Genomic DNA, 13,430 nt, shown 5'->3' with positions numbered 1-13,430 from the left:
GAAAGTGCAAGATCGGCGAGGTGGGTCAGGGGCGTAGGTCGGACAGGAGGTTTTCCACCTCGGCGTACGCCTCGGGGGGGAGGGGGCCCAGCTTCAGGGTTTCCAGGTTCTCATTGGCCTGGGTTACGGTGCGTAGGCCGGGGATCGGAACCGTCCGTGGGCTGCGGGCCAGCAGCCAGCCGAGCGCGCCCTGAGCGAGGGTCCGTCCGTCGGCGGTGAGCGCCGCACGGACCTGCTCGACCCGCGCCGCCCACTCCGGCGTCGGACGGCCGTCGGTGTACCACCGCAGCCACTCGGGCGCACGACCGCGTACGTCGTCCGCGCCGGGCGCCCGGGTCGAGCCGGTGAGCAGCCCCATCGCCAGTGGCCCCCGGTTGAGGCTCGCCAGGTCGTGGCGGTCGCAGACGGCGAGGACCGCCGCGTTGTCGCTCAGCACCGACTCGTCGTGCTGGATGGCGGCACAGTGTGGTCCGCCGGCCGCGAACGCCTCCGCCGAGGCCGCGTTGTCGGTGCTCCAGCCGTACGCCCGGATCTTGCCCTGGTCGACGAGGCCCTCGAGGGTGTCGACCAGGTCGAGCGCGGCGGACGTCGGCAGTTCGTTGATGTGCAGTTGGTAGAGGTCGACGTGGTCGGTGCCGAGGCGGCGCAGCGAGTCCTCCAGGCTGCGGACGGCGAACGTTCCGCTGGCGTCGGTGCCGAGCCACCGTCGGGTCTCCTCGTCGCTGACGTTGCCGAACTTGGTGGCGATCACCGCCTCGGACCGGCGGCCCGCGAGGGCCCGGCCGAGGACGCGCTCGCTGTGCCCGGCACCGTAGTTGCTGGCCGTGTCGAACAGGGTCACCCCGAGGTCGAGAGCCCGGTGGATGGTACGGATCGACTCGTCGTCGTCGACCTCGCCCCAACCGAACGGCTGCCCCCCGTCACCCCAGAGCGGACCGCCGATCGCCCAGCATCCCATCCCGATCGCGCTCACCTCGATGCCGCTGCGTCCCAGCGTGCGTGTCGTCGTCATGCGGACCAGCCTCCAATCTGGAGTGCGCTCCAGGTCAAGGGCTGGCTAGCATCCGGGGCATGACCGGTTACGCCCCCGCCGAGGCCGCCCGGCGCAGCGGCTTCAGCCTGGACACCCTGCGGTACTACGAGAAGATCGGCCTGCTGGCCGACGTGGGTCGTACGCCGGGTGGTCAGCGCGTCTTCACCGACGACGACCTGAGCTGGCTGCTGCTGTTCCGCTGCCTGCGGGACACCGGGATGCCGATCGCCCAGATGTGCCGGTACGCGTCGCTGGCCCGTGCGGGTGAGCACACCGTCGACGAGCGGCGTGAGCTGCTGCAACAGCACGCGGCGCAGGTGGAGGAGCAGATGCGCCTGCTGCGGCGTCAGTACGACCATCTGCGGGAGAAGATCCGCTTCTACGAGCGGCTGCCCGGTCCGCCCGCTCCCGACGAGGGTCGGTGATCGCGGGGGACCAGGTCGGCGCGCGGCTCAGCTCGGCGCGGTCAGGCCGAGCAACTGCTCGGCAGTCCCGGGCCGGCCGGCGAGCGCGTTCAACGCGCTGACCAGCCGCTTCTCCTCGTAGCGGAAGTGTGTCTCCAGCAGGGCGGCCAACCCGTCCAGCTCGGCGCGTACCTGAGCCGTCGGCAGCGGCCGGTCGTCGCCGAGCAGTTCCTCGACCCGGGCGAGGATCCCCGCCACCACCTCGTGGTCGACGATCAGGTTGGCCAGGACCGGGCGCAGCTCGGGCACCTCGTCGGCGAGGACCCGGAAGGCGCCCGCGTCCTCGCCGGTGTGGTGGCGGCCGAGCGCGGCGCAGAAGGTCAGGCAGTGGGCCCGTAGGTCCCGCGAGGGGGCGTCCAGGTCGGCCCGGAGGCGGGCCAGCTCCGTGCGGAGCCAGAGGTGGATCTCGATCATCTGGTTGCCGACGGCGGCGAGCCGATCGGTCGGTGAACCGGGTGGGTGCACGTTCGTCCTCATGCTGTCCCCGCGCCTCCATGCCCTCGGCGGCCATCGTGCCGGGTACACCGCGACGCTGTCCGACACTCTAGACCGGAACCGTCAGGGCGTGGTCGGCTCGTCGGGCTCCCGGACGTCGTGCCAGCGGGCACGCCACCCCGCCTCGTGCGCCTCGTGCGTCGTCCGCTCCTCGAACACGGCGGCCCGCAGCGCTTGCCGGGAGTCCGCCATCACCAGTACCTCGACGGCCACCAGCCCGACGCAGATCACGGTCGCCAGGGTGAGCGCGCCCAGTGCCGGCAGGTGCAGGCCGATGGGCAGGGCCACCGTGAGCGCCACGATCACGCCCACGCGGGTCCAGGTGGCGGTGTGCAGGGTGCGCAGTTGGAACAGCATGTTGACGGCGAAGTAGGTGATCAACCCGCCGAAGAGCATCGGCACCGCGGGCCCCTCGATCTTCTCCGCGATACCGCCGGCCGGGTCGGTGATCTTGTGCAGGATCTCCTCGTTGCCGATCGAGAAGAGGATCACCCCGGCGATCATCGGCAGGTAGAGGTACGCGTACGCGTCGCGGGCCATCGCCACCCGGGGAGCGCCCTCCGCCGCGTGCAGGGCGATCCGGGCGGCCGGCCCGACGAAGTCGAAGTGCGCCCACCAGAGCGCGGCGGTGATCACGATGCCGAGCGCGGCGGCGGCCACCGCCGGCCAGGTGACCGATTTGCCGAGCAGGTTGCCGCCCACTCCGGTGGAGATGATCGACTCGCCGAGCGCGATGATCAGAATGAGGTCGTAGCGCTCGGTCCAGTGCTCCGCGCTGGTCACCCCCCAACCCCAGGTGCCGACGATGAAGCCGGTGGCGTACTGCACCACCACCACGGCGATCCACAGCCCGTCGCGGACCAGGGCGGCCCGGTCGGGGTCGGTGATCTGCGGCGGGATCAACGCGGCGGCGAGCAGCAGCAGGATGCTCACCGTCAGCTCCGGGGCGAAGCGTCGGAGCTGACGCCGCTCCTGCGGGCTGTCCCGCACCACGTGCTGGTACAGGATCCAGTGGATGCCTCGCACCACGACGTAGCTGATGGCCACCAGCATCGGCCCGGCGGCGCTGCCCTTCGGGTCGCTGAACGCCTGCGGCAGCCCCAGCGCGAACGCGAACAGCGCGACCATCGAGATCACCATGAGCGCCGGTACGTAGCCCTCGCCGAGCCGGACCCGGGTGGCGACCAGGCTGTGCACCACCCAGATCCACCAGAGCACGGCGAGCACCAGGGCGGCGTGCAGCAGTTGGCGACCGGAGATGTTCGCGGCCGTCGCGCGGGTGATGATGAAGAACGAGAAGACGAAGACCAGGTCGAAGAAGACCTCGAACTTGTCCACCCGGGCCCCTGGGGCGATGGGGACGGCGGGTCCCAGTTGTCCGCGCCGCCGGTTACCGCCCACGGTCCCACTCTGGCAGCGTCCGGCCTGGTCGGAGGACAGAACGGGTCAGCCCGCGGCGCGGGAGCGCAGCCCGTCCATCAGGAGGTCGAGCAGCCGGTCGGCCTGGGCGCGTTCGCCGGCGGCCAAGGAGATGCCACTGAGGCCCGCCAGCACGTCGCCGGCGGCGACGTCGGCCCGGACGGCGTCCGCCGCGACGCCTGCGGCGAGCAACTGGCCGAGCGCCGCGAGCAGCAGGTCGCGGCTCTGGGCGTACGGGTTGGTGCCGGACGCGATGACGAGGCGCAGCGCGTCGGCCATGCCCCGCTTGGTGGCGAGGTAGTCGGTGAAACGGGACATCCAGTCCCGTAGCGCCCGATCGGGCGGCATCTGGTCGAGTAGCTGCGGCGCGGCGTCGCAGAGCCGGGCCAGCTCGTTGCGGTACGCCGCCTCGACCAGCGCCTCGCGGGTGGGGAAGTGGCGGTACAGGGTGCCGATGCCCACCCCTGCCTCGCGGGCGATGGCGTCGAGCGTTACCTCCGGCCCGGGGCGGGAAAGCGCCTGGACCGCTACCCGAAGCAGGCGTTCACGGTTGCGCAGCGCGTCCGCCCGCAGTGGGCGGGGGCTGGACTCCGGCACCGTCTCCTCCTCGCTGAGTGGGTGTAACGCACCGGACATGGCAATCGGAGGAAACTCCGGTTAGTGTCGACCGCAGCGGAGGATCCTCCGCTTCCATCGTACCGGCGGGCCGACCGGCCCGCCCCCAGCCCGGACAGGATGGATCATGACGACGAGCAACCCGATCACCACGTCGTTCGCCCACGACTCCACCGCCATGGACGTGATCCGGGGCGTGGACCTGGTCGGCCGACGGGCGATCGTCACCGGCGGGTCGTCCGGCATCGGCGTGGAGACCGCACGCGCCCTGGCCAGCGCCGGCGCGGAGGTCACCCTGGCCGTCCGCAACCCGGACGCCGGCCAGAAGGCCGCCGACGACATCACCGGCACCACCGGCAACGACCGCGTCCTGGTCGCCCCGCTCGACCTCGCCGACCAGAATTCGGTCGCCGACTTCGTCGCCAACTGGGACGGCCCGCTGCACATTCTGGTCAACAACGCCGGCATCATGGCCGCGCCGCTGAGCCGCACCCCGCAGGGCTGGGAGATGCAGTTCGCCACCAACCACCTCGGGCACTTCGCTCTCGCCACCGGGCTGCGCCCGGCGCTCGCCGCCGCCGACGGGGCCCGCATCGTCTCGGTCAGCTCCGCCGCCCACCTGCGCTCGCCCGTCGTCTTCGAGGACATCCAGTACGACCGCCGCGAGTACGAGCCCTGGCAGGCGTACGGGCAGTCGAAGACGGCCAACGTGCTCTTCGCTGTGGAGGCGACGCGCCGCTGGGCCGACGACGGCATCTACACCAACTCGCTGATGCCCGGCGCGATCCGCACCAACCTCCAGCGCTACGTCAGCGAGGAGGAGCTGAACCGCCTGCGCGCCGGCAACGCGGCGGCGTGGAAGACCGTCGAACAGGGTGCCGCCACGTCGGTGCTGGTGGCCGCGTCCCCGTTGCTCGACGAGGTCGGCGGACGCTACTTCGAGGACTGCCAGCAGGCCGCGCCCGCCCGACCCGACACGCGGACGGGCGTCGCGGACTACGCGCTGGACCCGGAGGCGGCCGAGCGGCTCTGGAAGGTCTCGACCGACCTGCTCAAGGGCTGACCCGTCAATATGGAAGGGGCGCCCCGGTCGACGACCGGGGCGCCCCTTTCGGCGTTGGGGTGGATCAGGCCAGGCCCAGCTCCGACTCGAAGTTGCCGGCCTCCAGGCGCTCCTTGACCGCGCTCAGGAAGCGGGCCGCGTCGGCGCCGTCGATCAGTCGGTGGTCGTACGACATGGCCAGGTAGACCATCGACCGGACCGCGACGACCTCGCCCAGGTCCGGGTCGTTGACCACGACCGGCCGCTTGACCACGGCACCCGTGCCGAGCATCGCCGACTGCGGCTTCGGCACGATGGGGGTGTCGAAGAGCGCGCCCCGGCTGCCCGTGTTGGTGAGCGTGAAGGTCGCCCCGGCGATCTCGTCCGGGCTGATCTTGTTGGTCCGGGTCCGCTCGGCCAGGTCGGCGACCCGCTTCGCGATGCCACCGAGGTTGAGGTCACCGGCGTTGTGGATGACCGGCACCACGAGGCCCCGCTCGGTGTCCACGGCGATGCCGAGGTGCTCCGCGGCCGGGTAGGTGATCGTGCCGCCGTCCAGGTCCAACTGGGCGTTGACGATCGGGTAGGTCTGCAGCGCCTCGACGGCGGCGAGAGCGAAGAACGGCAGGAAGGACAGCTTGACGCCGTGCCGCTGCACGAACGAGTCCTTCGCCTGCGCCCGCAACTTCGCGACCCGGGTGACGTCCACCTCGACCACCGTGGTGAGCTGCGCCATCTCGTGCAGCGACTCCTGCATCCGGTTGGCGATCGCCTTGCGGATCCGGGGGAGCTTCTCGGTGGTGCCCCGCTTGCCGCTCGGCTGCGGCTTCGCGGCCGGCTTGGCCGGGGTCGCCGCGCTGGCGGCGGGCTGTGCGGCCGGAGCCGGCGTGGCCGCCGCGGCCTTGGCCTTCTCGGCCGCGTCGAGGACGTCCTGCTTGCGGATCCGGCCACCCACGCCGGTGCCGTTGAGCGCGGCCAGGTCAACGCCGTGCTCGTTGGCCAGCTTGCGTACCAGCGGCGTGACGTACCCGGCCGCCTCCTCGCCACCCTGGGCCGGCGCGGACGGGCGCTGCGGCGCGGCGGTCGGCGCGGACGGCTGGGCGGCCTGCTCGGCCTTCACCGGCTGCGCCGACGTCTCCGCCTCGGCGGCCGGCTCGCTGTACGACATGCCCGGGGTGGGCTCCTCGACCTTCGGCTCCGGCTTCGGCTCGGCCTTGGGGGCCGGCGCGGCCTCCGCCTTCGGCTCGGGCTTCGTCTCGGTCTTCGCCGGGGCCGGGGCCCCACCGGCGACGCCGATGACCACCAGGTCGGCGCCGACCGCGGCGGTCTCGTCCTCGGCGACCTTGATCTCCAGCACGGTGCCGGCCACCGGCGACGGGATCTCCGTGTCGACCTTGTCGGTGGAGACCTCCAGCAGCGGCTCGTCCACCTCGACGGTGTCGCCGACCTGCTTGAGCCAGCGGGTGACCGTACCCTCGGTGACGCTCTCGCCCAGAGCCGGCATCTTGACCGCGGTGCCCTCGCCCGACGGCGCGGCGGCCGGAGCCGGCGCCTCGGCCGGGGCCTCGTCCTGCGCCACCTGGTCGGCGGTGCCCTCGGCGGCGGCGGTCGGCTCGGCGGCGGGCTCGACCGACTCGGCCGGCGCCTGCTGCTGCTCCTGCGGGGCGGCCTCGCCACCGCCGGTCGACTCGCCCTCACCGGCGATGACGGCCAGCTCGCTGCCGACCTCGGCGGTCTCGTCCTCGCCGACCACGATGCGGCTCAGCACACCCGCCGCGGGCGACGGGATCTCGGTGTCGACCTTGTCGGTCGAGACCTCGAGCAGGGGCTCGTCGACCTCGACCGTGTCGCCCTCCTGCTTGAGCCAGCGAGTGACGGTGCCCTCGGTGACGCTCTCGCCGAGCCGGGGCATGGTGACCGATACCGGCATTTTCTGAGACTCCTTCATTCCCCTGGTGGGATCTTCGCCCGTCGCCGGACGCCGCGGTTGATTTGTCAGGCGTGCGCGTGCAGCGGCTTGCCGGCGAGGGCCAGGTGCGCCTCGCCCAGGGCCTCGTTCTGGGTCGGGTGGGCGTGCACGAGCTGGGCGACCTCCGCCGGGTAGGCCTCCCAGTTGTAGATGAGCTGCGCCTCGCCGATCAGCTCACCCACCCGCGCGCCGACCATGTGGACGCCGACCACCGGGCCGTCGTTGACCCGGACCAGCTTCACGAAGCCGGTCGTCTTGAGGATCTGGCTCTTGCCGTTGCCACCGAGCGGGTAGTTGTACGACTGGATCTTGTCTGCGCCGTACTGCTCCTTGGCCTTCGCCTCGGTCAGGCCCACCGACGCCAGCTCAGGGTCGCAGTAGGTGACGCGCGGGATGCCCACCTCGTCGATGACGGCCGGGGTCTGGCCGGCGATCTCCTCGGCGACGAAGATGCCCTGCTGGAAGCCCCGGTGCGCGAGCTGGAGGCCGGGCACGATGTCGCCGACCGCGTAGACGTTCGGCACGCTGGTGCGCAGCCGCTCGTCGGTCAGCACGTAGCCGCGGTCCATCTTGACGCCCTGCTCCTCGTACCCGAGGTTCGCGGTGTTCGGACCGCGACCCACCGCGACCAGCAGCAGCTCGGCCTCGACGGTGTCGCCGCCCTGGATGGTCAGCTTGACGCCGTTCTCGGTCTTCTCGACCTTCTCGAACGGCTTGCCGACCTTGAAGTTGATCTTGCGCTTGCGGAACGCCCGCTCCAACGCCTTCGACGACTCCTCGTCCTCGGCGGCGACCAGCCGGGGCAGCGCCTCGACGATCGTCACGTCCACACCGAAGGACTTCCACACGCTGGCGAACTCGACGCCGATCACGCCACCGCCGAGCACGATCACCGACGAGGGGATCCGGTCCAGGGTCAGCGCGTGGTCGCTCGTGATGATCCGCTCGCCGTCGACCTCGAGGCCGGGCAGGCTCTTCGCGTACGAGCCGGAGGCCAGCACGATGTTGCGGCCGGTGTAGCGCTTGCCGTCGACCTCGACCACGTTCTTGCCGACGAGCTTGCCGTGGCCCTCGACGATGGTGATCGACTTGTTGCCCTTCAACATGCCCTGGAGGCCCTTGTACAGGCGGGCGATCACGCCGTCCTTGTACGAGTTGACCCCCGCCATGTCGATACCGACCAGCTCGGCCTTCACACCGAACTGCTCCGACTCACGGGTCTGGTCGGCGATCTCGGCCGCGTGCAGCAGCGCCTTGGTCGGGATGCAGCCATTGTGCAGGCAGGTCCCGCCGAGCTTGCCCTTCTCGACCAGCGCGACCTTCAGGCCCAGCTGGACGGCGCGCAGCGCGGTCGCGTAGCCGCCGCTGCCACCTCCGAGGATGACAATGTCGAAGGTCGCTTCGTTCGGCTCGCTCACGTCCAACTCCCAGGTCGCGTCACTGCATCGGGGGTCACGGAGGTGTAACACGGACACACCCCACCTCGGTCATCTTGTCACCACTGGGCACAGGGTGCGTAGTGAGGTGCCCAACGACACGTCATCGACACGTACCCTTGGCACCGTTGTCGATGACGTCAGGTGGGGGAGAAGTCCGGTGGGGTTGTTCCGGCGTCGCAAACAGGCGCGTGTGGCGAGCCACGACCGTGTGGCCGATCGTGGCGATCTGGCCCATCTGGAGAACTTCATCCGGAGTCGGCGAGGTGTCGAGGCGTTCATCGAGCCCCGGACGACGGTCACCGAGACCACCGTCATCCTGATCGCCGACGACGGGGAGTGGACCCGCCGGCGCATCGACGGTCCGGACGGCGCGCGTCGCTTCGCGTACCGGATGGGCATTCCGGTCTACGACGTCCGGCTGATGGGCTACCCGCAGCGGATGCGCGACTTCAACGAGCGCCGCAAGCGCCGCCCCGAGCTGTACTGACCGGAAGAAGGGGCTCCCGGCTGCCGGGAGCCCCTTCTTCCGCGCGTGCGGTCAGCCGTTGGCGGCGACGTCCTCGACGAGCTGCACCAGGGTGCGGACCGGCACGCCGGTGCCGCCCTTGGTCCAGTAGCCGGTCGGCTCGCCCGAGTGGTAGCCCGGGCCGGCGATGTCGATGTGCGCCCAGGCCACGTCGTCGGTCACGAACTCGCGCAGGAACACGCCGCCCTGGAGCATGTGCCCGGCCCGGTCCATCCCGGCGTTGACCTGCGAGATGTCCGCCACGTCGGAGTCCATGCCCTTGCGCACGTCGTCCGGCAGCGGCATCGGCCAGGCCGGCTCGCCGACCGAGTCGCCGACCGTGCGGACCCGCTCGCACAGCTCGGGAGTACCCATGACGCCGGCGACCCGCTTACCCAACGCGATCACCTGACCGCCGGTCAGGGTCGACGTCTCGAACAGGTAGTCCGTGCCGTCGGCGCAGGCGCGGGCGATGGCGTCGGCCAGCACCATCCGGCCCTCGGCGTCGGTGTTGAGCACCTCCACCTTCTTGCCGCTGAACATGCTGATCACGTCGCCCGGCCGGTAGCTGGTGCCCGACGGCATGTTCTCGGCCATCGGCAGGTACCCGCTGACCGCCACGTTCGGCTTCAACGCGGCGATCGCCAGCATCGCCGCACCCACCGCAGCGGCGCCCGCCATGTCGGACTTCATCTCCCACATACCCTGCGCCGGCTTGATCGAGATGCCGCCGGTGTCGAAGGTGATGCCCTTGCCGACCAGCGCGACCCGCTTGCCGTTGCCGGCGTCCTGCGGCGTGTAGGTGAGCTTCACCAGCCGCGGCGGGGCCTCCGAACCCTGCCCGACCGCGATGATGCCGCCGTACCCGCCGGCGGCCAGCGCCGCCTCGTCCAGCACCTCGACGCCGAGGCCGGCGTCCCGGGCGGCGGCGGCCACGGCGTCGGCGAACGACGGGGGACGCAGCTCGTTCGGGGCGGTGTTCACCCAGTCCCGGCTGGTCCGGACCGCGCTGGCGACCGCCTGCGCGCGGGTGATCTCCGCCTGGGCGCCCGTGTCGGCGGCGTCCGGAACGGCGATGAGCACCTCGGCCACCGGCTCCCGCCGGGCCGGCTGCGGCCGGGTCTTGTAGCCGGCGAAGCGATAGCCGCCGAGCAGCGCGCCCTCGGCGACCGCGCGCAGCGCCGCGAGCGCGTCCGCGTCGTCGGGCAACGGCAGGCTCAGCGCCACCTTCGGCGCGCCCGCCAGGGCCCGCACCGCGGCGCCAGCCGCGCGGCGCAGCGTCTCCGGCGCCGGGGCGGCGCCCGTCGGCTCCGGGCCGAGCCCGACCGCGACGACCAGTGGAGCCGTGACGGTACCCAGCGTGGCCAGCTTGATCACCTCGCCCGGGCCACCGGTCGCGCCGAGCAGCGCCAGCGTCTCGGTCAGCTTGCCGTCGAACGCGACGGCGATGCTCTCCGCGCCGCTGCCGAGCAGCAGGGTGCCGGCGAGGCCGCTGGTGGCGTCCTGCTCTCCGGTCTGGCTGTGCACGCCGATCACGATCGCGTCGACGGCGAGCTCCGCCGGGTCGGTGTCGACCAGGCTCAGGGTGGTCGTGCGGGGGGTTGTCACTGAAGCTACTCCGGGCGGGCCGGGCCGGTCGCGTCGTCGCGTACCAGCGGTGAAGGTCTCCGGCGGAACCTACCCGCCGGACGTCAGGGCTGTCCCGTCGATCACGCAACGGGGTCCCGCCGATGCTAACCAGCGGCGTAACCCCCGGTAAGTTGCCACCCATGACCGACGTGACCTCCGCCGCCGCCGCGACCCGGCTGCGACGTTCCCCGCTGCACGAGCGGCACACCGCCGCCGGCGCCAAGTTCGCCCCCTTCGGGGGCTGGGAGATGCCGCTGGAGTACGCCGGCGGCGGGGTGCTCAAGGAGCACACGGCGGTGCGGACGGCGGTGGGGGTCTTCGACGTGTCGCACCTGGGCAAGGTCCGGGTGACCGGTGCCGGAGCGGCCGAGTTCGTCAACTCGTGCCTCAGCAACGACCTGGGCCGCATCGGGCCGGGCCGCGCCCAGTACACGCTGTGCTGCGACGACGCCACCGGCGGCGTGGTGGACGACATCATCGCCTACCTGTACGCCGACGACCACGTCTTCCTCATCCCGAACGCCGCGAACACCACCGAGGTCGTACGCCGGTTGCGCGCCGCCGCGCCGGAGCGGATCACCGTCACCGACGAGCACGAGGCGTACGCGGTGCTGGCCGTGCAGGGCCCCCGCTCCGCCGACCTGCTCGCCGCCCTCGACCTGCCCACCGAGCACGGCTACATGAGCTTCGACGCCGCCAGCCTCGCCGCCGTGGAGTTGACCGTCTGCCGTACCGGCTACACCGGCGAGCTGGGCTACGAGCTGGTGGTGCCGGCGGAGCAGGCGGTGACCGTGTGGGACGCGCTCTTCGCCGCCGGCGAGGCGTTCGAGCTGCGCGCCTGCGGCCTCGCCGCCCGGGACACGCTGCGCACCGAGATGGGATACCCGCTGCACGGGCAGGACCTCTCGTTGGACATCACCCCGGTGCAGGCCCGCTCCGGTTGGGCGGTCGGCTGGGACAAGCCGGCGTTCTGGGGCCGTGACGTGCTGCGCGCCGAGAAGGCCGCCGGCCCCCGTCGTACGCTGCGTGGCCTGGTGGCCGTCGACCGCGCCATCCCGCGCCCCGGCATGACCCTGCACCTGGGCGATCGGCAGGTCGGCGTCGTGACGAGCGGCACCTTCAGCCCCACGAGGAAGCAGGGCATCGCCCTGGCCCTGGTCGACACGGACGCCAACCTCCCCGAAGGCGCCGAGGTCGAGATCGACATCCGAGGCCGCCGCGCCCCACTGACCGTAACCAAACCCCCCTTCGTAACCCCCTCAACCCACTAACCCAAACCCCCACCCCGGATCCCCACCCCGCGCTCCGCGCACCCCACCCCGCCGCGCTCCGCGCACCCCACCCGCACTCGTTGATCAAGAGGTTCGCGTCAAAATTGCGCCGAAAAATGACGCGAACCTCTTGATCACCGGGGAGGGTGGGGCGGCACCGGGGAGGGTGGGGCGGGGGTGGGGAGGGTGGGGCGGCGCCGGGGTGGGCCGGGGTGGGGGTGGGTGGGGCAGAGGGCGGGGGTCAGGGGGTTGGGGTGGGGGGTTCGCCGGAGTCCAGGACTGCCTGGGTCCAGCCTCCTTCGATGACTCCCGTCGCGTCCAGGACCGCCCAGTCGACGACGTCGGCGGATTCCACGACCACCGGGGCGCCGATCCGGACGCTCTCGTCGGTGTTCGCGTCGCTGGCGCTGACGCCGACGATCCGCTCCGGGGTCTCCCACGAGGTGACGCCCGCCCAGACGTACTCCGGGCCGTCGTCGCCCGGCAGGCCGTACTTGACGACGAGCTGCGACTCGGTCGGGAGCCGGCCGGCGACGAAGCGGGCCCGTGCGTCGCCCAGCGCGGCGCGGGCGGTGGCCACCGCGCGGCTCATGGCGTCACCGGAGCGGGCGTAGCGCACGTCCGGCTGGATGCCGGAGAACAGGGTCGCGCAGGCGGCGGCGTAGTAGCGCCCGTCCGGGCCGGGGTGCCCGGCCGGTGGGCGCAGGCTCAGGAACGAGTCGGCCTCCGGGTCGGTCGCCGGGTCCAGTTCCAGGCGCAGCAGCACCGGGGCGGTCGCGCCGTGCTGCTCCGGGTTGCCGTACGCGACGGCGATGTCGTGCCCGGTGACCGTGGCGAGCACCGGTAGCTGCACGAACGCGGGCACCTCTGTGCCGTTGAGGCCGTCGGTCCAGTCCCGCAGCAGCCGACGGGCCGCGCCGGTCATCACCGCGCCCCAGGCGCGGGTGAGATGGTCCGGCACCCCCTGGGTCTGCAACTCCAGCAGCCCGAAACGACGCAGCCCCTTCGTGGTGAACCACAGCCCTTCGGCGTCCGACGAGTACGGCACCAGCACCCAGTCGACGAGCCGGATCCGGCCCTGCTCGTCGGGCAGGGAGCGCAGCGCGGTCGCCGGGTCGAGGAACTGGAGGCCGAAGACGTCCACCACGTCGCTGTCGACGGACTCGGCGACCGCCGCCGCCACCGCCCGTGCCGCCCACTCGTGTGCCGGCGGCCAACCGGGCCGGTACTCGGCCTGCACCACCACCAGGTGCGTCGCCGCCGCCAGCCGGGCCAACTGCTCCGGGGTGGCGCCGAACGCGGTGAGCAGATCCGGCGGAAGCGCGGGGAACTCGGCGATCGGCCGGGTGTCCACGCTCATCAGCGGGCTGTCCAGCATCTGGGTGGCGAGCCCGTGCACCGGTTCGGCCAGCCGCCCGGCCAGCGACGCCACCGCCGTCTTCGCGCTGACCTTCGGCAGCCCCGCCATCGGCACCAGGTAGGTCGCGCTGAGCGACTCCGGCACCGGTACGGGCAGGAAGTCGTCCGTGATGAGCATGTGGGTTCCCCC

The 13,430-nt window shown here is 72.0% G+C and carries 12 protein-coding genes; 4 read left to right on the top strand and 8 right to left on the bottom strand.

What is annotated here, in order from left to right; all coding sequences use genetic code 11:
- Positions 1 to 25: 25 nt before the first annotated feature.
- A complete protein-coding gene (locus ACQP0N_RS24555) occupies positions 26 to 1,012 on the bottom strand; it encodes an aldo/keto reductase (RefSeq protein WP_433114410.1) in 987 nt (328 codons plus the stop codon).
- Between the two features lie 59 nt (positions 1,013 to 1,071).
- Between ACQP0N_RS24555 and ACQP0N_RS24550 the strand changes: the two genes are divergently transcribed.
- Entirely contained in the window at positions 1,072 to 1,458 is a 387-nt protein-coding gene (locus tag ACQP0N_RS24550) for a MerR family transcriptional regulator (RefSeq protein WP_433114408.1), read from the top strand.
- Positions 1,459 to 1,485: 27 nt separating this feature from the next.
- Here ACQP0N_RS24550 and ACQP0N_RS24545 read toward each other — a convergent pair whose 3' ends face one another.
- The 3 genes from ACQP0N_RS24545 to ACQP0N_RS24535 form a co-directional block, all read right to left on the bottom strand.
- Entirely contained in the window at positions 1,486 to 1,974 is a 489-nt protein-coding gene (locus tag ACQP0N_RS24545) for a hemerythrin domain-containing protein (RefSeq protein WP_433114407.1), read from the bottom strand.
- 81 nt (positions 1,975 to 2,055) lie between these two features.
- Positions 2,056 to 3,393 (bottom strand): low temperature requirement protein A, encoded by a 1,338-nt coding sequence (locus tag ACQP0N_RS24540; protein ID WP_433114405.1) that lies wholly within the window; start codon positions 3,391 to 3,393, stop codon positions 2,056 to 2,058.
- Between the two features lie 45 nt (positions 3,394 to 3,438).
- Entirely contained in the window at positions 3,439 to 4,008 is a 570-nt protein-coding gene (locus ACQP0N_RS24535) for a TetR/AcrR family transcriptional regulator (RefSeq protein WP_433114403.1), read from the bottom strand.
- Between the two features lie 145 nt (positions 4,009 to 4,153).
- Between ACQP0N_RS24535 and ACQP0N_RS24530 the strand changes: the two genes are divergently transcribed.
- Positions 4,154 to 5,089, top strand: a complete 936-nt coding sequence (locus ACQP0N_RS24530; protein WP_357126660.1) for an SDR family NAD(P)-dependent oxidoreductase — start codon at positions 4,154 to 4,156, stop codon at positions 5,087 to 5,089.
- A 64-nt stretch (positions 5,090 to 5,153) separates the two neighbouring features.
- Here ACQP0N_RS24530 and sucB read toward each other — a convergent pair whose 3' ends face one another.
- Positions 5,154 to 6,998 (bottom strand): 2-oxoglutarate dehydrogenase, E2 component, dihydrolipoamide succinyltransferase, encoded by a 1,845-nt coding sequence (gene sucB / locus ACQP0N_RS24525; protein WP_433114400.1) that lies wholly within the window; start codon positions 6,996 to 6,998, stop codon positions 5,154 to 5,156.
- A 65-nt stretch (positions 6,999 to 7,063) separates the two neighbouring features.
- The gene (lpdA, locus tag ACQP0N_RS24520) at positions 7,064 to 8,455 is read right to left on the bottom strand and encodes a dihydrolipoyl dehydrogenase (protein ID WP_433114399.1); all 1,392 of its coding nucleotides are present in this window, start codon (positions 8,453 to 8,455) and stop codon (positions 7,064 to 7,066) included.
- A gap of 178 nt (positions 8,456 to 8,633) precedes the next feature.
- On the opposite strand from lpdA, the gene ACQP0N_RS24515 reads away from it, so the two are divergent.
- Positions 8,634 to 8,963 carry a hypothetical protein gene (locus tag ACQP0N_RS24515; RefSeq protein WP_433114397.1) on the top strand — a complete coding sequence of 110 codons (330 nt, stop codon included), beginning with the start codon at positions 8,634 to 8,636 and terminating at the stop codon, positions 8,961 to 8,963.
- A 51-nt stretch (positions 8,964 to 9,014) separates the two neighbouring features.
- On the opposite strand, the gene ACQP0N_RS24510 is transcribed toward ACQP0N_RS24515, so the two are convergent.
- Positions 9,015 to 10,589 (bottom strand): leucyl aminopeptidase, encoded by a 1,575-nt coding sequence (locus ACQP0N_RS24510; RefSeq protein WP_433114395.1) that lies wholly within the window; start codon positions 10,587 to 10,589, stop codon positions 9,015 to 9,017.
- Between the two features lie 161 nt (positions 10,590 to 10,750).
- Between ACQP0N_RS24510 and gcvT the strand changes: the two genes are divergently transcribed.
- Complete coding sequence (gene gcvT / locus ACQP0N_RS24505; protein WP_433114393.1) at positions 10,751 to 11,881, top strand: glycine cleavage system aminomethyltransferase GcvT; 1,131 nt, start codon at positions 10,751 to 10,753, stop codon at positions 11,879 to 11,881.
- 241 nt (positions 11,882 to 12,122) lie between these two features.
- Here the strand turns inward: gcvT and ACQP0N_RS24500 are convergent, their stop codons facing one another.
- A complete protein-coding gene (locus ACQP0N_RS24500) occupies positions 12,123 to 13,418 on the bottom strand; it encodes a DUF2314 domain-containing protein (protein ID WP_355049362.1) in 1,296 nt (431 codons plus the stop codon).
- Between the last annotated feature and the right edge of the window lie 12 nt (positions 13,419 to 13,430).

The organism is Micromonospora sp. CA-246542 (assembly GCF_050942905.1).
Taxonomy (GTDB): domain Bacteria; phylum Actinomycetota; class Actinomycetes; order Mycobacteriales; family Micromonosporaceae; genus Micromonospora.
This window is presented reverse-complemented; position numbering and strand designations above follow the sequence as displayed.